General features: G+C 68.7%; 19 protein-coding genes. 7 read left to right on the top strand and 12 right to left on the bottom strand.

The window, feature by feature from the left end; all coding sequences use genetic code 11:
- Positions 1-47: 47 nt before the first annotated feature.
- The 4 genes from ABVF28_RS05240 to ABVF28_RS05225 all read right to left on the bottom strand — a co-directional run bounded on the left by ABVF28_RS05240 (position 48) and on the right by ABVF28_RS05225 (position 5,030).
- Positions 48-1,292 carry a hypothetical protein gene (locus tag ABVF28_RS05240; protein WP_371029718.1) on the bottom strand — a complete coding sequence of 415 codons (1,245 nt, stop codon included), beginning with the start codon at positions 1,290-1,292 and terminating at the stop codon, positions 48-50.
- Positions 1,289-2,506, bottom strand: coding sequence for an acyltransferase family protein (locus ABVF28_RS05235; protein WP_371029717.1), 1,218 nt, complete (start codon positions 2,504-2,506; stop codon positions 1,289-1,291). The genes ABVF28_RS05240 and ABVF28_RS05235 overlap by 4 nt, the downstream gene beginning before the upstream one ends.
- A 108-nt stretch (positions 2,507-2,614) precedes the next feature.
- Positions 2,615-3,247: a hypothetical protein gene (locus tag ABVF28_RS05230; RefSeq protein WP_104312807.1), complete on the bottom strand. Its 633-nt coding sequence runs from the start codon at positions 3,245-3,247 to the stop codon at positions 2,615-2,617.
- A gap of 73 nt (positions 3,248-3,320) precedes the next feature.
- Positions 3,321-5,030: a rhamnan synthesis F family protein gene (locus tag ABVF28_RS05225; RefSeq protein ID WP_371029716.1), complete on the bottom strand. Its 1,710-nt coding sequence runs from the start codon at positions 5,028-5,030 to the stop codon at positions 3,321-3,323.
- Between the two features lie 93 nt (positions 5,031-5,123).
- On the opposite strand from ABVF28_RS05225, the gene ABVF28_RS05220 reads away from it, so the two are divergent.
- Positions 5,124-6,176, top strand: a complete 1,053-nt coding sequence (locus ABVF28_RS05220; protein WP_371029715.1) for a glycosyltransferase — start codon at positions 5,124-5,126, stop codon at positions 6,174-6,176.
- Between the two features lie 73 nt (positions 6,177-6,249).
- Here ABVF28_RS05220 and rfbA read toward each other — a convergent pair whose 3' ends face one another.
- Positions 6,250-7,110, bottom strand: coding sequence for a glucose-1-phosphate thymidylyltransferase RfbA (gene rfbA, locus ABVF28_RS05215; protein WP_104252242.1), 861 nt, complete (start codon positions 7,108-7,110; stop codon positions 6,250-6,252).
- 2 nt (positions 7,111-7,112) lie between these two features.
- A complete protein-coding gene (locus tag ABVF28_RS05210; protein WP_068479667.1) occupies positions 7,113-7,727 on the bottom strand; it encodes a dTDP-4-dehydrorhamnose 3,5-epimerase family protein in 615 nt (204 codons plus the stop codon).
- 122 nt (positions 7,728-7,849) lie between these two features.
- On the opposite strand from ABVF28_RS05210, the gene ABVF28_RS05205 reads away from it, so the two are divergent.
- The 5 genes from ABVF28_RS05205 to ABVF28_RS05185 all read left to right on the top strand — a co-directional run bounded on the left by ABVF28_RS05205 (position 7,850) and on the right by ABVF28_RS05185 (position 13,106).
- On the top strand, positions 7,850-8,791 hold the full coding sequence (locus tag ABVF28_RS05205; RefSeq protein WP_371029714.1) for a glycosyltransferase: 942 nt from the start codon (positions 7,850-7,852) through the stop codon (positions 8,789-8,791).
- A gap of 123 nt (positions 8,792-8,914) precedes the next feature.
- Complete coding sequence (rfbB, locus tag ABVF28_RS05200) at positions 8,915-9,898, top strand: dTDP-glucose 4,6-dehydratase (RefSeq protein ID WP_104252240.1); 984 nt, start codon at positions 8,915-8,917, stop codon at positions 9,896-9,898.
- Complete coding sequence (rfbD, locus tag ABVF28_RS05195; RefSeq protein ID WP_371029713.1) at positions 9,895-10,794, top strand: dTDP-4-dehydrorhamnose reductase; 900 nt, start codon at positions 9,895-9,897, stop codon at positions 10,792-10,794. The genes rfbB and rfbD overlap by 4 nt, the downstream gene beginning before the upstream one ends.
- Positions 10,794-11,951, top strand: coding sequence for a glycosyltransferase family 1 protein (locus ABVF28_RS05190; RefSeq protein WP_179557938.1), 1,158 nt, complete (start codon positions 10,794-10,796; stop codon positions 11,949-11,951). The genes rfbD and ABVF28_RS05190 overlap by 1 nt, the downstream gene beginning before the upstream one ends.
- 189 nt (positions 11,952-12,140) lie before the next feature.
- Complete coding sequence (locus ABVF28_RS05185; protein ID WP_371029712.1) at positions 12,141-13,106, top strand: endonuclease domain-containing protein; 966 nt, start codon at positions 12,141-12,143, stop codon at positions 13,104-13,106.
- Positions 13,107-13,260: 154 nt separating this feature from the next.
- On the opposite strand, the gene ABVF28_RS05180 is transcribed toward ABVF28_RS05185, so the two are convergent.
- The 3 genes from ABVF28_RS05180 to ABVF28_RS05170 all read right to left on the bottom strand — a co-directional run bounded on the left by ABVF28_RS05180 (position 13,261) and on the right by ABVF28_RS05170 (position 16,535).
- A complete protein-coding gene (locus ABVF28_RS05180) occupies positions 13,261-14,646 on the bottom strand; it encodes an LCP family protein (protein WP_371029711.1) in 1,386 nt (461 codons plus the stop codon).
- 58 nt (positions 14,647-14,704) lie between these two features.
- Positions 14,705-15,247, bottom strand: a complete 543-nt coding sequence (gene purE, locus ABVF28_RS05175) for a 5-(carboxyamino)imidazole ribonucleotide mutase (RefSeq protein WP_271984482.1) — start codon at positions 15,245-15,247, stop codon at positions 14,705-14,707.
- Positions 15,248-15,332: 85 nt separating this feature from the next.
- Positions 15,333-16,535, bottom strand: coding sequence for a 5-(carboxyamino)imidazole ribonucleotide synthase (locus ABVF28_RS05170; RefSeq protein ID WP_371029710.1), 1,203 nt, complete (start codon positions 16,533-16,535; stop codon positions 15,333-15,335).
- Positions 16,536-16,698: 163 nt separating this feature from the next.
- On the opposite strand from ABVF28_RS05170, the gene ABVF28_RS05165 reads away from it, so the two are divergent.
- A complete protein-coding gene (locus ABVF28_RS05165; protein WP_181027037.1) occupies positions 16,699-17,328 on the top strand; it encodes a GtrA family protein in 630 nt (209 codons plus the stop codon).
- A 35-nt stretch (positions 17,329-17,363) separates the two neighbouring features.
- Here ABVF28_RS05165 and ABVF28_RS05160 read toward each other — a convergent pair whose 3' ends face one another.
- Genes ABVF28_RS05160 through ABVF28_RS05150 form a run of 3 tightly spaced genes read right to left on the bottom strand, consistent with a single transcriptional unit; the run spans position 17,364 to position 19,383 of the window.
- The gene (locus ABVF28_RS05160; RefSeq protein WP_371029709.1) at positions 17,364-18,071 is read right to left on the bottom strand and encodes a PH domain-containing protein; all 708 of its coding nucleotides are present in this window, start codon (positions 18,069-18,071) and stop codon (positions 17,364-17,366) included.
- Entirely contained in the window at positions 18,071-18,943 is an 873-nt protein-coding gene (locus tag ABVF28_RS05155) for a biotin--[acetyl-CoA-carboxylase] ligase (protein ID WP_146080834.1), read from the bottom strand. Before ABVF28_RS05155 ends, ABVF28_RS05160 begins: the two co-directional genes overlap by 1 nt.
- A complete protein-coding gene (locus ABVF28_RS05150) occupies positions 18,940-19,383 on the bottom strand; it encodes a hypothetical protein (protein WP_371029708.1) in 444 nt (147 codons plus the stop codon). Before ABVF28_RS05150 ends, ABVF28_RS05155 begins: the two co-directional genes overlap by 4 nt.
- Positions 19,384-19,405: the final 22 nt, after the last annotated feature.

The following is a 19,405-nucleotide window of genomic DNA, read 5'->3' as shown; positions in this document are numbered from 1 at the left end:
CCAAGGCTAGCGAAGTGCCGTGGCCGGCGACGATGGCGCCTGCCAGGCTACTCGGCTGGGAGGACCGGGATCCAGTTGAGGTACCGCTCCGTCATCTCGAAGATCACGACATCCGGCTGGTAGTCGGCCGCCTCCGCGAGCACATCCGGGATCTGCTCGGTAGCGCTGCCGAGGTTGCTCGTCACCTGCTTGGTCTCGGCGAAGCCGGTCTGCCAGGTCGGTCCGGCACTGTTGCCCTGACTGTCTCGCACGATCAGGGCGCGCAGGTCGGACTGTGCCCCCTCCGTCACCGTGGTGGCCGGCAGCTGCAGCATGTCGAGCCCCTTGCCGGCGTCGACCTCGAGCACGGAGCCGTCGTTGAGCGTGGCCTGCATCTTCGGCGGCGCCTGGTCCAGCACCGGAGTGCCCCACCCGGTGTCCGTCGTCGGGAACCCGTAGGCCTCGAACTCGCTGATGACCGGCATATCCCCGACGCTCGAGTAGTCGAGCGGGGCGAGCGCCTGGTACTTCGCGTCGACCGCTCCGAGGCAGCCGGCGAGCTGCTCCCAGCCGATGGCGGCGCCGAACGGTGACCAGTGGCTGTTGCCGGGCGCGTAGACCGCACCCTCCTCGGATGCGTCGCGCAGCGCCTGGCGGGTGTCGACGAGCGGCAGGTCGGGATGCGCGTCGACCAGGTAGTCGAACGCCGTCGGCCCGCGGAGCTCTTGCGCCCACCCGGGCAGCTGCTCAGGATGCACCGACCAGTCCGCGGGGACGACCTGGACCACGAAGTCGATGCCCTGTGCGCTGAGGCCCTCGTCGATGGTCCGGAAGTAGTTCGCCCACTCCTCGCTCTCCTCGTCACTGAGGAAGCCGCGGCCGAGGGCCTGCGAGAAGTTGTTCGCCTGCGTGTCGCCCCAGAAGACCCAGCCGTTCTCCCCTGGGACGAAGAGCTGCGCGTCTGGGTCGGAGCCGATGTGCTCGTCCCAGACCGCCTCGCTGGCCTCTCGCTCCTCGCCCGTCCATGGAGAGGCGGTGACGGGGTCCACGAGACCCGGCTGGCATTGCTCGGCCGGCAGCCGGGTGGCCTCCGACTCGGGAGCCTCCGCGGGCGGCACGAACTCTTCCATCGCTATGGCGTTCCGGGTCTGGTACCCCGCGACCGTCGCCACGATCGCAGCGATCAGCAGCAGGATCAGCGGGATGAGACGCACCCGGTGCCACCGCTGCGCCCAGGTCAGACGCCCCGTCTCGGACTTCGGCTCCTCGAAGCCGCTGTCTGGCCGGACGCCGCTCGGACCGACGGCGGTCATGAGCTCGCCTTCACGCGTCCGGCGCGGATCCGCGCGGCGAAGTTGGACGACGAGTAGGCGGGGTTGACGATCCTGCGCTTCACCGCATCCACCACCGGGGTGCCCCGCTCGAGCAGCCAGGCGAGCCACTTGGGGGTCCAGTTCTTGAGGCTCATCGCGGGGCTCTCGATCAGGTGCCAGGAGATGTACGCGCAGATGTGCGCGGCGACCGCGATGACGAGGTGGTAGACGAACCAGCCGGCGTTCTGCAGGCCGAAGTACGCCCCGAACTGCATGAGCGGCCAGGCGAAGATGTAGATGCCGTACGAGAGGTCGCCGTGCTTCTCCCATTTGTTGAGCCGCGGCGTGCGGATCGCGAACCACATGAGGAAGTACATGAGTCCGTACTGACCCCACATGTTCCAGCCGCCGAACGCGTACGCGAAGCCCGCGATGCCGAGCGCGAGCACCGCCAGCCGGTCATCGATCGGGATCTTGTCCCCGAACAGGGCGAACAGCATCCCGAACGCGAAGGGGGCGAAGAACATCGGGTAGAAGGGGTTGGTGAGGAACGGGCTGAGCGAGGTCATCTCGACCCAGCCGCTCCAGGTGAGGAAGTTCACTCCGATGATGCCGACGGCGATGAGGCCGCCGACGATGCGGTTCGAGAACACGCCGAAGAGCCCGAGGAGCCCGACCATGATGTACGCGCGGAACTCGTAGAACAGGGTCCACGCCGACCCGTTCCAGTCGAAGCCGCCGATGCTGGCGAACGGCAGCGAGCTGCCCATGCCCGCGATGTTGCGCTGGCCGAGCTCGAGCCACATGTTGCTCAGGAAGTACGTGAAGGGCGACTCGGTGTCGGCGTCCCAGTAGCCCGCCATCGAGCCCGTCTCCTGATGCCAGGCGATCGGCGCGAGAATGAACGCCGTCGTGAGCAGCGCGAGCCAGAAGGCAGGGAAGATACGGAGAGCCCGCCGCCAGAAGAAGCGGAAGATCGTCGACTTCCCGCGGCGGCTCTGCGTGATCAGGTAGCCGGAGAAGAAGAAGAACCCTGCGACGGCGACGCCGCCGACGGACTGCTCGCTGGAGATCTGAGTGCCGAGGTCGTGCCCGCCGTAGAACCCTGCGAGGGGTCCCGCGTGCGCGAAGATCACCGCGAAGGCGAGAAGCCATCGGAGGAACCCGATGCTGTTGGCCCGTGGATCGAAGGCCTTGTCGAGCGTCAGCGGCATAGCTTCCTAGGTCGTGGAGTCGTTCGCCCGCAAGCAGGCGGCGCTTCATCCTACACAGAGAGCAGAATCGCGATTTCGGGCCGTCAGGGCGGAATTCCGGGGCTTCGGCTAGGAGACGGTGACCGTCATCGGCTCGCTGGAACCGCTGCCAGCCGGGCCCTCGTACTGCATGACGGCCGACCAGTCGCCGGCTTTGATGGCCGGGTCGCGCAGGTTCACGATGCAGCTGGACGCGTCGGTGTCGGCCGAGGTGGGGGCGGTGGCCGTCGCGGTGGCCGCGAACGTCTCGGGACCGTTCTTGAGGACCAGCGTGCACGTGCCGCCCGGGTCCGTGGTCGAGACGAGCGCTGCCGCAGAGATGACGCTCTGGTCCGGCACCCAGTAGACGCGGCTGAGCGAGACCTGCACGCCGGAGGCCTCGGCGGGGTCGCTCGGCTCGGCCGTGGCCGTCTCCGTCACGGTGACGGTCGGCACGGGCGTCGCCGTGACGATGAGCGTCTCCGGAACGGCGACCTCGGTCGCCTGCGGCAGCGTCGTGACGGGTGCCGTGTTGTCGGCAGGAGCGCCCTGGCCGAGTGGGTTCATGAGCACGAACACGATTGCCGCGATCGCCACGGCCGCCGCTATGAGGAGGCCGATGACAAGCCCCCGGCCGGTGCCACGGCGTTCGGCCTGGCTCTCCAGCTCTTCGAGCTCGTCGGGGTCGTACTGCCCGCCGAGCGGCGTCTCGCCGTTGCTCATCTGCCACCTCCAGTCGCAGACACGGTACCCCGGCGCGGGTAACGGCCACCTGATGCCGCGCCGCGAAGCGGGGTCAGCGGATGCGAGCGAGCAGTCCCTTGGCGTCAGCGGCGAGACGCCGCAGCGGCTCCTCCAGCGCCGGCATCCGGTGGAAGAGCGACGCGGCGAGACTCGCGACGCGACTGCCGCCAGGCTTCCGTGCCCGCGCGAGCCGGTGCGGCGCCCGCACCTCAGCGCCGAACTCCGCGACGAGGTCCTCGTACTTCGCGGCCAAGAGCGCGTAGTCGCTCGCGAGCCCGTCGGCTGTCTCCGCCTCCGACACCGCGAACCCTGCATCGAACACGAGGCGGCTCGCGAGCAGGTCGAGCAGCCGGGAGAGCTCGCCGTCGGGGAACCGGGCCTCGAGCGCCGAGAACCCATGCGTGTCCAGCACCGCGGCGAAACCGCGGAGCGCATCCACCCGGTACGCGGCGAAGCCCGCAAACGGCGCGACGGGCGAATTCGCGTCCAAGGGCGCAACCGCACCGAGCGAAGCTGCCAGCGCGGTCGCCTTCGCTCGCGCACCCCGCCAGCCGTCGGCGAGCAACCCCGTGCCGATCGGCGGTGTGACAGGGACGACCATGCCAAGCGTTCGGTGGTCGGCGAACTCCCACGCGAGGGGCTCGGCGCGCTCGAAGATGACCCGGCGCCCACGCTGGCGGGCGAGCAGGGAAGCGCTCGCCGGCATCGAGTCCAGGGACGCGGCCGCGACCGACTCGACGAGCACGAGGTCGGATTCGAGGAGTCGCGCGTCACCGTTCGCCAGCCTGCGCCAGAAGTCACCGCGCACGATGCGGAGGTGGAGCCCCGAGATGGTCGCCGACTCGTCGCCGCTCGCCTCGTCGCGAACCCACTCGTGCGTGACCGCGGTGGATGCGCGGCGCAGGACCCTGGGCCCGGCCCCCACTCCCCCGGCCAGCACACGGCTCGGCGCGAACCTCGCCGTGCTCTCGACGAGCACGTCGATGGGGAACGCGCGACGCTCGAGATCGAGCGCGACATCACGAGCGGACACACCCCGATGGTCGAGTTCGACGGGGTCGTGGACGAAGATCCGGCGCTTCACGAGCGGCGCACCGGCCTCGAGCAGCAGGACAGGCGTCTCGAGGCTCGGATTCGCGACCGGTGCCCCCTCGACTCTGAAGTTGCCCGCCGGGAACTGCGCGCCGACCGAGAAGCCGCGCTCCGCGAAGAACGGCGAGAACCGAGCCTCGTGGTGCCGCACCGAATCGTCGTAGGACCGGATCTCCGGCAACGACGCCCAGTACTCGGCCCACGCATCGCTCACCACGACGCTCCGGCGCACGGCGATCCAGTGCGACTGCAGATGTGCTGGCATCGTGCCGCGGCGCGTGTACGGGTCGGGCGTGAGTTGGCCGTGCTCGGTGACGCCCCACACATCGTGCCCCGCCGCATCCGCCCACTCGAACGTCGCGGCGAAGTCGCCGACGGGGCCGAGGAACGTGTAGTTCGCGAGGATCACCTCGTCGAAGGCGGCCAGACGCTCGGCGCCGATCTCCTCGAGCGCCGCACGGTAGCCGCCGACGTCGAAGCCCTCATTGGGTCGCTCGAAGACCGAATCGGCGACCGCGCCGAGCGACGCGCGCGACTCGTCGGTCACCGAGCCGTTCACGACGACGAAGAGCTCACTCGCGTGCGGGCGCAGGCCGCGCAGGGCGTGCAGCACGCCAGCGTCGGCGACGCCAGCCCTGTCGAAGAGCAGGTAGATGACAAGTCGATTCATAGTCGCGGGTGGCCGATACGGCCGACTCCTCCCCTGAGCGCGTGCAGACTCGTGCCAAGCTAGCACCACCGCGCACCAGACCCAGGAGAGCAGATGCCAGCTTCGCGACTCGTCGCCGAACGCCGACCAGAGGACGCACGCGAGCCGCGACTCGGAGACGCCGCCGTCACCGCGGTCGTCTGCACGCACAACGGCGAGAGATTCTTCGAGCAGCAGCTGCTGAGCATCCTGTCGCAGAGCCACCCCGTCGCCGAGATCATCGTCTCGGACGACGCGTCCAGCGACGGCACGGTGGAGCTCGCCCGCCGCGTGCTCGAAGCCTCCGACCGGGCGTTCCGCATCTACACGCGAGACGAGCCGCTGCGTGTCAGCGCGAACTTCAGCTTCGCCCTCGGCGAGGCCCGCACCGAGTACCTCGCGACGAGCGACCAGGACGACGTCTGGCACCCCAAGAAGGTCGAGCACCTCCTCGCAGCCCTCCTCGGTGACGACGAGGCGCTCCTCGCCCACTCGGACGCGCTCCTCGTGGACGAAGACGGCGAGCCCATCGGCGGCACCCTCCTCGACTCGCTCGAGATCACGCAGACCGAGTGGCGCGACTACGAGAACGGGCGGCAGCTCGAAGCGCTCACCGCCCGCAACTTCGTGACCGGCGCGACCATGATGCTGCGCGCATCCCTCGTCTTCCGGGCAGGCAATGCGCCGGCCCCCTGGATCCACGACGAGTGGCTCGCGACGACAGCCGCCCTCGTCAACGGCCTCCGCGTCGTCCGCGAGCCCCTCATCGACTACCGGCAGCACACGGACAACCAGATCGGGCAGACCGCGCCGACGCTGCAGGTCAAGATCGCGCAGGCGACGAAGGACGGCTCGGCCGACCAGCTGCGCCGCTACCGCCGCGCCGTCGCCCTCCTCAAGCGCGTCACCGAACTCGGCGGCACGGCAGAGCAGGAAGCCCACGTGCGGCGCAAGGTCGCCCACGAACGGCAGAGGGTCCAGCTGCCGACCGCACGAATCCGGCGCGTGCCCCGCATCCTCAGGTGGACCCTGCGGGGCCGCTACCGCACCTACTCGCGCGGCAGCTACGACATCGCCCGCGACCTCTTCCAGTCGCTGCGGGACCGCGACGCGCACACCGGGAGCTGAACCCCGGCTGCGACGCCGACGACGAAGGCCGTGACTCGGACGAGTCACGGCCTTCGCCATCATGAAGGACTCGCTACGCGAGCAGTCCCTGCATGTAGCGTCCGTATCCGCTCTTCTGCAGCGGCTTCGCGAGCTCAGCGAACTCGGCGTCGTCGATCCACCCGGCACGCCAGGCGATCTCCTCGATGCAGCCGATCTTGAAGCCCTGGCGGTCCTCGATGACGCGCACGTACTCGCTCGCCTGCATCATCGACTCGAACGTGCCCGTGTCCAGCCACGCCGTGCCACGGTCGAGGACCTGCACCTGCAGCTTGCCCGCATCCAGGTACGCCGAGTTGATGCTCGAGATCTCCAGCTCGCCACGCGCCGAAGGCTCGACGTTCTTCGCGATCTCGACCACGTCGTTGTCGTAGAAGTAGAGGCCGGGCACCGCGTAGTTCGACTTCGGCACCTCCGGCTTCTCCTCGATCGACACGGCCTTGTTGTCCTCGTCGAACTCCACGACGCCGTACGCGACCGGGTTCGACACGTGGTACGCGAAGATCAGGCCGCCGTCGAGCACGTTGTTGCCGCGCAGCGACGAGCCGAGGCCAGAGCCGTGGAAGATGTTGTCGCCGAGCACCAGCGCGACCGAGTCGTCGCCGATGAACTCCTCGCCGATGATGAACGCCTGCGCGAGCCCATCCGGCGACGGCTGCACGGCGTACTCGATGCGCATCCCGAGCTGCGAGCCGTCACCCAGCAGGGCGCGGAACTGCTCGTTGTACTCGGGCGTCGTGATGATCAGCACCTCGCGGATGTCCGCCATCATGAGCGTCGACAGCGGGTAGTAGATCATCGGCTTGTCGTAGATGGGCATGAGCTGCTTCGAGATGCCCTTGGTGATCGGCCACAGGCGCGTGCCCGACCCGCCGGCGAGGATGATTCCCTTCATGGCTACGCACCCGCCTTCGCGCTGAGCTCCGCGTAGTAGGCGCGAGCCTCTTCCCAGCTGGGGAGGAGTCCGGACGCGGCCGCCTCGGCGAGCGAGGGAGCATCCGTGTCCTTCGGGGAGAGCAGCAGCTCGCCGGCCTCCTCGGGGAACCGCAGGTCGACGTCCTTGTCGAGCGGGTTGATGCCGTGCTCGCGCTCCGCGTGATACGTGTCGGTGACGAGGTAGCTGACCGTCGCGTCGTCGGTCAGCGCGACGAACGCGTGACCGAGGCCCTCGGAGAGGTAGATCGCCTTGCGGTCGACGTCATCGAGACGGACCGAGTCCCACTCGCCGAACTTCGGCGACCCCGTGCGGATGTCGATGACGAAGTCGAGCACGGCGCCGCGCGTGCACGTCACGTACTTGGACTGGCTCGGCGGGATGTCCGCGAAGTGGATGCCCCGGACCACGCCACGCGTCGACACCGAGGTGTTCGCCTGCTTGAGGTCGATCGAGTGCCCGACAGCTTCTGCGAGCTTGTCGAAGCGGTACCACTCCAAGAACACGCCGCGGTCGTCGCCGAACTGCTTCGGCGTGATCTCGTAGCTGTCTGGGATGCTGAGTTCGCGAATCTCCATGCCGAGGAGTCTAGTGCGGTGCGTGCAGCGATCGCGCTTAGACGCACTCGGCCATACTTGGGGGCTGGCGACCTGCCCGACCCACAGGGTTCGCCGCACGCAAGAGAGAAAGAGGACGACGGATGCACACCAACGCCGAGTCGCGCACGCCGCCGCGCGTCGCCGTCCTCCTCGCGACGCACATGGGCAGGACCTACCTCGACGAGCAGCTCGACTCGATCCTCGACCAGGCAGGGGCCGACCTCCACGTGTTCGTCTCCGACGACGGATCGACCGACGGCACCCTCGAGCTCCTCGCCGAGCGGGCCGCAGCCGACGCACGCATCACGATCCTGCCGCCCGAGACCTTCGGCGCCCCCGCCCCGAACTTCTTCCGCCTGCTCACGACGATCCCAGTCGAGGAGTACGACTACGTCGGCTTCGCAGACCAGGACGACGTGTGGATGCCGGGCAAGCTCGAGCGCCACATCCGCCTCCTCACCGAGGGCCACGCCGACGGCGTCTCCTCGAACGTGACCGCCTTCTCGGAAGACGGCACGCGCATCCTCATCAAGAAGGACTACCCCCAGCGCCTCGCCGACCACCTCTTCGAGACGCCGGGCCCCGGGTCGACGTTCCTGCTCACGAGGCGCTTCGCGCACCTCGTCGCCGAGCAGCTCGACAACCCCGACTCCCCCGCACGCGAGGCCTTCGCGCACGACTGGCTGATCTACGCCCTCGCGCGCGCCGCCGGTCTGCACTGGATCATCGACGGCGAGTCGACCGTCGACTACCGGCAGCACGTCGCCAACGCGGTCGGCGCGAACACCGGCCTCGCCCAGGCCTGGAAACGGCTCCGCCTCACCTCCAACCGCTGGCACCGCGGGCAGGTGCAGCTGACCGTCGAGGCGTGCATCCACATCGCCTCCCCGGGAGAGCTGCCGAGGCTGCAGTGGCTGCACGAGATCCTCGTGGAGTTCACGTACCGGGACGCGCTGCGGCTCGTGCGACGCTGGCGTCAGCTGCGCCGCAGACCGCGCGATCGCGCCGCCCTCGCCACGCTCATCACCGCACGACTGTGGTAGCACGTCGGAGGGCCGCGCTAGAGTAGCTCCGACCGCGCGCGGGTCACACCGCGCCGCTCGAACCGCACAACCATCGGCAAATTTCCATCGGCACAGCCCGGCCGACGATTGAACAGGACAGGTATGAAACTTCTCGTGACCGGCGGGGCCGGCTTCATCGGCTCGAACTTCGTGCGCCGCGCGCTCCAGGACCAGTACGAGGGTCTGGAAGGCGTCGAGGTCGTCGTCCTGGACAAGCTGACCTACTCGGGAAACCTCGAGAACCTCGCTCCCGTGTCCGACTCCGAGCGGTTCACGTTCGTCGAGGGTGACATCACCGACGACGTCGTGCTCGACGAGTGGATCCCGAAGGTCGATGCAGTCGTCCACTTCGCCGCTGAGTCGCACGTCGACCGCTCCGTCCGCGACGCGTCCGTGTTCATCGAGACGAACGTCGTCGGCACGCAGAAGCTGCTCGACGCCGCGCTTCGCCACGAGCTTCCCCGCTTCGTGCACGTCTCCACCGACGAGGTGTACGGCTCCATCGAAGAGGGAAGCTGGAGCGAGACGTTCCCGCTCGAGCCGAACTCGCCGTACTCGGCGTCGAAGGCATCCTCCGACCTCATCGCGCGCTCATACCACCGCACGCACGGCCTGAACGTGTCGATCACGCGCTGCTCGAACAACTACGGCCCGTACCACTTCCCCGAGAAGGTCATCCCGCTGTTCGTCACGAACCTCATCGACGACAAGCACGTTCCCCTCTACGGCGAGGGCAACAACATCCGCGACTGGCTGCACGTGGACGACCACTGCCGCGGCATCGCGATGGTGCTCGTCGGCGGCAAGCCCGGTGAGATCTACAACATCGGCGGCGGCACGGAGCTAACGAACAAGGAGCTCACGCAGCTCCTGCTCGACGCGACCGGCAAGGACTGGTCGTACGTCGACCGCGTCCAGGACCGCCTCGGCCATGACCTGCGCTACTCGGTCGACATCTCGAAGATCCAGCGCGAGCTGGGCTACGAGCCGAAGGTTCCGTTCGAGCAGGGCCTGGCTGACGTGGTGCAGTGGTACCGCGACAACCGCACCTGGTGGGAGCCGCTGAAGGAGCGCGCTGCCCTGTGACCGATTCGACGTCTGTCCCCGCCGCGGCGGCCGCACCAGCGGCCGCCGCGCGGTTCCTGATCACGGGTGCATCCGGGATGCTCGGCCGTGACCTCCAGCGTGCCCTCGCGGGCCGGGACGTCACCGCCTTGGATCGCGCCGCGCTCGACATCACCGACCCCGCGGCGGTCGCGGCCGCCGTGGCGGGGATGGACGTCGTCATCAACGCCGCCGCCTACACCAACGTGGATGGCGCGGAGACCGACGAGGACACCGCCTACGCGGTGAACGCGACCGGTCCCGCCGTGCTCGCCGCCGCGTGCGCCGAGCACGGCGCGAAGCTCGTGCATGTGTCCACCGACTACGTGTTCCGCGGCGACGCGACGTCCCCGTACGAGGAAGACGCCGACCACGACCCGATCTCCGCCTACGGCCGCACGAAAGCGGCGGGCGAGACGGCCGTGCGCGACGCCCTGCCGGACGCCTCCTACATCGTGCGCACCGCCTGGCTCTACGGGGCCGACGGCCCGAACTTCGCGAAGACCATGGCGCGCCTCGCGGCCACCAAGCCCGAGGTCTCGGTCGTGTCCGACCAGCTCGGACAGCCCACCTCCTCGGCAGACCTCGCGGCCCAGATCGTCGCGCTCGTCGACGCCGACGCACCCGCAGGCACCTACCACGGCACCAACGCGGGCATCGCCTCCTGGTACGACTTCGCGCGAGAGATCTTCCGCCTCGCGGGCTTCGACCCCGCCAACGTGAAAGAGACGGACAGCACCGCGTTCGTGCGTCCAGCCCCACGACCCGCCTACTCCGTCCTCGGCCACGACGCCTGGGCGAGCGCGGGAGTTCCACCCATGCGGCCCTGGCTCGACGCACTCGAAGACGCCGCCGCCCAAGGAGTCCTCAGAACCTGATGGTTACCCTTCGTGTCCTGCTCGATCGCGCCGCCGACGAGCGCCCAGGCGGAACCCGGCGTTACAGCGAGGAGCTCGGACGCCAGCTCATCGTGCGCGCGCCACGCGGGTGCGACGTCGAGGCGATCATCCCCAAGCGGTCGCGCGAAGAGGTCGCGCTGCTCGAGGAGCGCGTGCCCGGGCTGACGAACGTCGTGCAGGCTCCACTTCGTCCGGAGCGCCTCGAATCGTCCTGGTCTCGAGGGCTGCTCACGAACTCCGTCGGCGGCGGGTTCATCCACAGCTTCACTCCCCTCGCCCCCATGCGCGACATCTCACTCAGCCAGGGCATCGACCAGACGGTCGTCACCTGGCATGACATGACGGCGTTCACCCACCCCGAGCTCATCAGCTCGCACACCGTCAAGCACCACAAGGCGCTGCTGCGCCGCGCGTTCCGCTACGCGAGCGGCATCGTCGTGCCGACCAACGCCGTCGCCGACCAGGTCATCGAGCACTACGACTTCGGCGACCGCGTACGGGTCATGAGCCCCGCCGCGGCAGCCAGCATCCGCCTCCCCGAGTCCGAAGAGGCCGGCGATGCGATCGCCGAGACGCTCGGACTCCCCGACGACTACATCGTCACGCTCGCCTCGCTGCACAAGCGCCACGGCCTCGCGCAGCTCCTCAAGGCACTCGGCGAGCGCAGCCTCGACGGCGTCAAGCTCGTCGTCGTCGGCCCGACCGAGCGCGGCGACGTCACCCTCGACGCGCTCGTCAGCGAGTCCGGGGTCGCCAGCGAGCGCGTCGTTGCCGTCGGAGCCATCACCGACGAGCAGCTCGCCGTCGCGCTCCAGCGCGCCAGCGCGCTCGTCGTGCCCAGCCTCAGCGCCGGATTCGGTCTGCCCATCATCGAGGCCTTCAAGTTCGGCACCCCCGTCATCACCTCCGACGACCCCGCCCTCGTCGAGGTGGGGCTCGACGCGACCCTCGTCGTGGAACGCGGCGACGGTATCGCCGACAGCGGCTACCCGGAACGACTCGCCGGCGCCATCGCCGGGGTCCTCGGCGACAGCGACCTCGAACGTCGACTGCGCCTCGCCGGCAAAGACCGCGGCGGCATGTTCTCGTGGGAGATCTCGGCCGACCAGGTCTGGAACTTCCACGCCGACCTGTAGCCGCGTCTCGGGCTGGGAACCTCACTTCGTGGCGGGCCGTCTGGCGGGCCGCCTGGCCTTCGGGATGGCTTTCACGCATGCAGATGGCTTACAACCCATCCCGAGGCGTGCAATCCATCCCGAGACCGGGTGACCGGTACTTGTGGATAAGTCCCGAACACGTGCACACGGATCTCTACTGTTGCGGACATGGAATCGCAGGACGAGGAACGCTCGGCTCCACGGATGCGTGCGTTCACGACACGAGACGGCCAGAGCGCGGGGATCAGCGCGCGCGAGCTCTACGGTGGCGACTACGGTCGCCCACACCGTGGCGTCTTCACCACGCGTCCTGTCGAATCCGCCGTCGACTACGCCCGTGCCTTAGCCCCACGGATGCGCGACTGGCATGCGCTCGGCGATGCTACGGCCGCTCGGGTATGGGGGCTCCCACTCCCACGCCGCTTCGAAGCCGAGCGAACCGTGCACATCGTCGTACCATCCGGTCGTAACAAACCGCGCGGGAACGATATCCGGGCGAGGAGCATCCAGGCTTCGAACTGGGCCCGAACCATGGAGTTCGAACTCTCGCTCGCACCCCCTCCACTCACGTGGGCACTCCTCGCGCGCGCGCTCACCACTCGCGAACTCGTGACCGTCGGAGATGCGCTCGTGACCACGTCGCGGAGCTACAGAGGGATCAATCGTCCGTACGATCCGGCTGTCTCGGAGAATCCCTACTCCCCGGTGCCACCACTGGCACAGCTCGCCGAGTTGCAAGCGGTGACCGATTCCTGGGGGCGCACTGTCGGAGCGACGCGGATGCGGTCAGCCCTCACGTTGATCCGCCTCGGCGTCGAATCTCCTATGGAGACACTCACCAGACTTGCGATCCTCGAAGCGGGGTTCCCTGAACCGGCCGTTGGCTACCGAGTTCTCGACGGGGGCATCTTCATCGGGCGCGTCGATCTCGCCTTTCCTGAAGCGAAGGTCGCGGTCGAGTACGACGGGGAGTACCACTGGGAGAAAGAGCAGGCGATGGAGGATCTCGCACGGATCAACCGCCTCCAGCACGCCGGTTGGACAGTGATTCGCGTGACGAACCGAGACCTCGCCAACCCGACCGCGTTCTTCTCGCAGCTGCGCACGGCACTGCGACGCGGCCGCGCGTCCTAACTCGATAGTCCCACTGCTGATTCGTACCGATCCGCGGCTTCGTCCGCGCCCGCAACTTCAACTCGGGATGGCTTGCACGCTTCGGGATGGCTTGCAAGGCATCCCGAAGCGTGTAAACCATCCCGAAACCACGAGGTGACGGCGCGGGCGCGCGCTACTCGGCGGGCGCGGTCTCCTCGGGGGCCGGCGCCTCTGGCGGGTCGGAGGCGATCGCGTCCTGCACGGCGACGTGGATGGCGGGGATGTCGGGGTTGCCCTGGTCGAAGTTCGGCGGCACGATGTCGAGGCGAACGCTGTTGCCGCTGCGGGACTTCAGGAGGAGGTCGCCGACGTAGCCGATCATGCCCTCGGGGATGTCGGTCTGCACCACCTTCTCGAGCGCATCCGTGACCGGGCCGATCTTGCCGAGCAGGTTGCTGGGGGTCATGGTCGCCACCATCGCCTCCTGCAGCTGTCGCTGGCGTTCCATGCGTGCGAAGTCGGTGGTCTCGTAGCGGGAGCGGGCGTACCAGAGTGCGGTCGAGCCGTCCATGTGCTGCTGTCCCACCTCGATGAACTCCGTTGCTGGCGCCCATCCGGGTGAGCCGTCGTCGTTGATGCCGATGCCGACGCGTTCGGTGACGTTGATGTCGACGCCGCCGAGGGCGTCGATGAGCTCGGTGAAGCCCGCCATGTCGACGAGCACGTAGTACTGGATGCTCAGCCCGGTGATGCCCTCGACGGCGTCGCGCATCGCCTCGATACCGGGCTCGGAGCCCTTCTCACCGGCGTCGGCGTAGCTGCCGTTCTCGGAGATCGTGGCCTCGGTGTAGACGGAGTTGAGGTAGCAGACGTCGACGGCGCAGCCCTCGTAGAGGTTCGGGTAGAGGTCCTGCATCGGCCCCTCGGAGAACGGGAAGCTCTCCATCGCTCTCGGCAGTCCGATGGTCGTGAGCTTGCCGGTGAACGCGTTGAAGCTCATCACGCTGATGGAGTCGGGGCGGAGCCCTTCGCGGTCGTCGCCGCGGTCACCACCGAGCATCATGATGTTCAGCTGACCGTCTGCTGGCAGCTGGATGCCGTTGGAGGCGCCGCCGAAGAGCCCCTCGATGGCGGACCTGCCCTGGTTGGCGACCTGCGAGGTCACCGCAGCGAAGACGAGCGGCACCGTGACGAGCACGACGCCGACGATGGCGATGAGGGGGCGCGCGACCTGTTCGAGCTTGATGATGCGCACGAGCCGCAGCGCGTCCAGCCCGCTCACCACCCACATGGCGATGTAGAAGAGCAGCACGAGGTGCGCGACCGTGATGCCGAGCGTCGTCGAGAAGACGAAGAGCAGGGGCCCGCGGAGCACGAGGGCGAGGATGACGACCACGAGGATCGCGGCGATGCCACCGAGCCAGATGGACAGCATGAAGCGCCCGAACTTGCGGTTCCCGGCCAGCACCTGCGCGGTTCCCGGCAGGAAGAAGTTCGCGACGAGCAGCCACCAGGCGCGCCTGGTCATGAGCTGCGGCGAGCTGGCGTCCGGGTACCGGAGCGGGAGGGTGAGTGTCATGGGGTCCTGCGGTCGAGGAGCATGGATGCGGCGACGGGTCTGGCCGGCGACGGCTTGGCTAGAGCGACTGCTTGAGGGCGTCGTTCTTGGCTTCGACGGCGTCGCGCAGTCCGTCACTGTAGTCGGCGAGTCTGGCCGCGAGCGCTTGATCGCCTGTGGCGAGGATGCGTGCGGCGAGGATTCCCGCGTTCTTGGCTCCGCCGATGGAGACCGTCGCGACGGGGATGCCGGCGGGCATCTGCACGATCGAGAGCAGCGAGTCCATGCCGTCGAGGTACTTGAGCGGCACGGGGACGCCCACGACGGGCAGCGTTGTGAGGGAGGCGACCATGCCGGGGAGGTGCGCTGCGCCACCGGCTCCGGCGATGATGACGCGGATGCCTCGGTCGCGCGCTTCGCGGCTGTAGCTGACGAGCTTCTCCGGGGTGCGGTGCGCGGAGACCACTTCGACCTCGGCGGGGACGCCGAACTCCGCGAGCACGTCGCGGGCCTCGTGCATGACGCGCCAGTCGCTGTCGCTGCCCATGATGATGCCGACGAGGGGCGCCTGCTGCGAGGCCTCGTCGGTGGGCGCGGGCGATGCGGTGGGGTTCTCGCTCATGCGTGCAAGCGTAGACGCGGGTTCGCCGGGCGCCGCTGAGGCGTGCCGGTGGGGCCCTTCCTCCGGGCGCCCCAGGTCACACGCGTCAGATGGTGCTGTCGTCGTCGAAGGCGGCCGCCGCTGCGCGAGCACGGTAGGCGACGTCGTCGAGTTCCTGACCGGCGACGGTCACATGTCCGACTTTCCGCCCGGGACGCGCGGACTTGCCGTAGCTGTGGATCTTCGCGTCGGGATGCGCGTGCATGGCCCGCTCGTAGCGGTCGCCGTAGCTACCTTCTTGCGGGCCGCCGAGCACGTTGACCATGACGGCGTGCGGCGCCGTCATGCCGGTGTCGCCGAGCGGGAGGTCGAGGACTGCGCGGAGGTGCTGTTCGAACTGGCTCGTCGTGGATCCGTCGATCGTCCAGTGGCCTGAGTTGTGGGGGCGCATGGCGAGCTCGTTGACGAGGATGCGCTGGTCGGTGGTCTCGAAGAGCTCGACCGCGAGCACTCCGGTGACGTCGAGGCCGAGGGCGACGGACTGGGCGATGGTCGCGGCGACGTAGCCGAGGCGGTCGTCTGCTCCTTCTGCGCCGGGCGCGGGGGCGAGGACTTCGGCGCACACGCCGTTTCGCTGCACGGTCTCGACGATGGGCCAGAGGGCGATCTCGCCGGAGGGACGGCGGGCGACGAGCTGTGCGAGCTCACGCCGGAAGTCGACTCGCTCTTCGACGAGGAGCGGCTCGCCTGCTTCGAACCAGTCGGCGCCTTCCGCGCCGGACCGCACGATGCGCACGCCCTTGCCGTCGTACCCGCCGCGTGGGGTCTTGAGGACTGCGACGCCGCCGTTGGCATCGATGAAGGTCTGCAGTTCGGCTTCGTCCTGCACTTCGGCCCACTCGGGGATGGGGATGCCGAGTTCCGCGAGCCGTCGGCGCATGAGCAGCTTGTCCTGCGCGTACTGGAGGGCGTGGGGTCCCGGCCGCACGGCGACACCGGCGTCGACCAGGCCGCGGAGGACGTCCTGCGGGACGTGCTCGTGGTCGAAGGTGACCACATCCACGCCTCGGGCGAACGCGAGCACCTCTTCGAGCACGTGCATGTCGCCGACCTCGGTGACCGCCCGATCTGCGCTCTCACCGCGGCTGGCGGCGAAGACCCGCAGGTCGATATCCAGCTCGATGGCGGGCGGGAGCATCATTCGTGCGAGCTGCCCTGCTCCGATGACGCCGACGACCTGACCCATGGTTCGCTCCGTTCGAGAGTGTGCCGGCAGTCTGCTGCCGTGGAGGAGTCTGTGCGCCCGCATCGAATTCGACGTGAGGGGACTTCTCCCCGCCTTCGGTGCTGTGGCAATCTCGTGCCTGTGCTCTGACGTGTCTATACTCCGACGAGGGTCACAACTCCCCGACAGTTTATCCTGCTTGCGGCGGCATCATCCCCGCAAGTGCCCCACGATGGAGGTCGAGCGCTTGACCAATCGCTCCCACAAGCACGCAGAGCCGCATCACTCTGAGCCTGAGGATTTCGTCGGCTTCGTCGCTGCTGAGACGGCGGAGTTCGATCTTCCCGCCCAGCGCACCTCGAGGTCGCTCTGGGGCCGCGTCGCCAACGTGTTCCGGCGCATTGCCGCGTCCAAGGGCATGATGGCGCAGCTCATCAACTTCGGTCTGGTCGGCGGGGTCGGCTTCATCGTCGACACGGGCCTCTTCAACGTCCTCATGCTGACCGTGCTCAATCCGAGTGAGGTCGCGCACGGTGCGCTCTGGGCGAAGGTCATCTCGACGTGCGCCGCGATCGTGACGAACTGGATCGGCAACCGCATCTGGACGTTCCGCCAGCACAAGCGCCAGGACAACTTCCGCGAGGCGATCGAGTTCTTCGGCGTCAGCCTCGTGGGGCTCGGCATCGGTCTGCTGCCGATCTGGTTCACGAACGCCGTGCTCGACAACCACTCGCTGGTGGCGTACAACATCGCGAACCTCGTGGGCATCGGCCTGGGTGCGATCTTCCGCTTCATCCTCTACCGCTTCTGGGTGTTCTCCCCGAAGCGCGTCGCCGAGATGCAGGACAAGAACGACTCGGACGTCGCGACCAGCTGACGCCCGCCCGCGCCCCGAGACCGACCTCTTCGACCCTACGGCCCGCTGAGTTCCCGGATGCACGCGGCGACCGAGTTCGCGCTCGGGACGTCGACGAGTCGCAGCCGCTGCCCTGACACCGAGGTGATGACGATCGTTCCCGAGCGGAACATCGCCTGCCACAGGTTGCGCCGGACGGTGACGTCGACGATCGCGTTCATGGGGATCTCGCGGTTCTCGCTCGTCAGCGTGCCGTGGGAGAGCACGACCCTGTGCGTGGTGATTCGGTTCCGCGCCTGGAGCCACATGACGATGGGCACGATCCCGAGCAGGACGATCGCGGCGAGCGAGACGAGCAGCCAGGCGTGGCGGGCCCCGATGGTTGCCTCCTGCAGGGCGCCCAGGTTGTAGCCGGCGGCGCCGAAGCCGGCGATGAGGATCAGCGAGGGCAGCAGGAGGCGGCGCCCGTGCTTGCGGACCCGCATGACCGTCTGCTCGGGCAGGCGCATGCCGAGCGGCTCGTATTGGCGCTGCGGGCCGCTGTCTGGCTGCGCGGCGTATCCGTCGTACTGCTGCTGGCTGGGGTCGCCGTACTGCGGGTACTGCGTGTACGCGTGGGGAGCCGCCGGCTGGGCGTACTGGTTCGGGTACTGCGCGGGCGCGGGCTGCGCCGGGTACTGCTGGTAGCCCGGCTGCGCGCTGGCGGGGGCACCGAAGATCTGGTCCCAGGACTGCTCGCTCGGGTGCGGTGGGCGGCCGCGCATCAGGCCCCGTTCTCGGGGCGCACCCGTTCGACGTCGCCCGCAGCGACGGCTCTCGTCTCACCGTTGTCACCGCGGATCACGAGGTGCCCGTCTGGCGTGAGCTCGGTGGCGAACCCGTGCAGCACCTCGCCCGAGGGGAGGGATGCGGCGACTCGCGCCCGGAGGGTGGAGCAGACGTCGCTCAGCTCGCCGTGCGCGCCGCTCGCGACGGCGTCTCCCTGTGCCGCGCGAAGCGCGTCGAGGCGCGCGACGAACTCGGCGAGGTAGGCGGGAAGCAATTCCGCCGGATGCGCGGGGAGCATGCCGCTGAGGGCGAGCGAGGTCGCGTGCGGGGTGGGGAGCTCGTCGGACTGCAGCGTGATATTGACGCCGGTGCCGACGACGCAGGAGAGCTCGCCGTCACGAGTGCCGAGGACTCGGCCGAGAATGCCAGCGACCTTGTTGCCGTCGATCTGCACGTCGTTCGGCCATTTGATCTCGACGCGGGCCGCCTGCTCGTCGGGGCGGAAGCCCGGTGCGGGCGGTGAGAGCTCGAGGATCGCGCTGCGGAGGGCGAGGCCCGCGATGAGTGGCAGCCAGCCCAGGATGCGGGGAGCGGTCTCGTCGTCGGTGAGGCGCACGAGCGTCGATGCGGCGAGGCACTTGCCTCGGGGGGACACCCATTCGCGCCCGTGGCGTCCGACGCCAGCGGTCTGCGCGTAGGTGACCAGCGTGCTGAGGGCCGGGTTCTGGCTGGCCTCTCCTCCGGTGCGCTCCCAGATGTCGGCGAGCACGTCGTTGGTCGAGGTCGCCTCCGGCACGGAGATGAGGCGGAGCTCGGTGCCGGCCGCGCGCCCCCCGAGGAGGAGCTGGGTGATGGCGGGGGCGTTCACTGGGCGCCCGCGATCGCCGAGCCGATGAAGGAGAGGTAGACGAACGTCATCACGACGGAGGCGAGGACGGCGACGAACAGCGTGACGAGCGCGGTGATGGCGAGCGCCTTCGAGCGTCGCTTCTGCCAGAGGGCGACGATCGAGAGGACGAACGCGACCGCCGCGATGGAGAGCGCGAGCGCGATGTTGAGCACGGGAACGGGGATGAACGCGAGGACCAGCGACAGGACGGCGACGCCGAGCGCCCACATCCCCCAGACGCTGCGGCGTGACTCGGGAACATCCGCCGGCCGGTCTCCGCGCGCGTTCGCGTCGTACGGGGTGACGGGGGCGCTCGGCGGCAGCATGCACTGCTGCGCCTGCGCATCCGGTGCGAGCGGTACTACCTCGGCGCCCGGTCGAGGCGCGGCCTCGTTCGGTGCACCAGTGCCCTGAGTCATGCCGTCAACCTCTCAAATGTCG

It is taken from the genome of Pseudoclavibacter sp. JSM 162008, assembly GCF_041366455.1.
In the GTDB taxonomy this organism is placed as follows: Bacteria; Actinomycetota; Actinomycetes; order Actinomycetales; family Microbacteriaceae; genus Pseudoclavibacter.
The sequence above is the reverse complement of the archived record's forward strand: the minus strand, read 5'-3'. Positions and strand labels throughout refer to the sequence as shown.